This window comes from Ruegeria sp. AL11, assembly GCF_056540865.1.
Window position 1 is genome coordinate 1 of record NZ_JBQFXO010000077.1, and the last position, 620, is coordinate 620.

1 protein-coding gene is annotated in these 620 nt (G+C 56.6%); it reads left to right on the plus strand.

Going from position 1 to position 620, the window contains the following annotated elements:
• Positions 1-390: 390 nt before the first annotated feature.
• On the plus strand, positions 391-620 hold a 230-nt coding region (locus tag ACR0IP_RS23375), incomplete at its 3' end, for an FAD-dependent oxidoreductase (protein ID WP_480528192.1).

A 620-nucleotide genomic window follows, 5' to 3' on the forward strand; every position in this document is an offset into this window, starting at 1 on the left:
ATCCATGGCGGCCTTGTCGATAAGCTCAACCTGACTTCCGTCCATAACTTCGCAATGCGGGATGCCGCGTGTCAGCCCCGGCAGCATGTCAAAATTCGGCGCAGTGCGAAGAGCGCGGCGCGCGGAACGCCCACCAGCGCGTGTAAGAGTACGGGTCGACAAGGGGCAATCCTCCTGTTTTGAATCAGACTGGCGGAATTACGCCGCGTTCACCTCTCTGATTGCGATATGTGTTTGCAGGAAGCGACACCGCCCTGATGACGGTTTTTCGCCATGTCTGTTCACGTAAGGTCGTTCGGTCAATTTACCTTGTGTGACCTACTTCACTGCCAATCACGTGCAGACATCTGCAACAGATATCCATAAAGTTGTTTCAGGAGGGGCGCTTCAATGCACCACACGACAGAGATGCTGATCATCGGTGCCGGGTTCTCGGGGCTGACGATGGCGCTTGAGGCGCGCAAGCGTGGCATCAAAGATATCGCCATTCTGGAAAAGGCCGAAGATATCGGTGGCACGTGGCGCGAGAACACCTATCCTGGCGTCGCCTGCGATGTTCCTTCGCATCTGTATTCCATGGCGACCCACCCTAATCCGCACTGGAGCCGCGCCTATGCCGG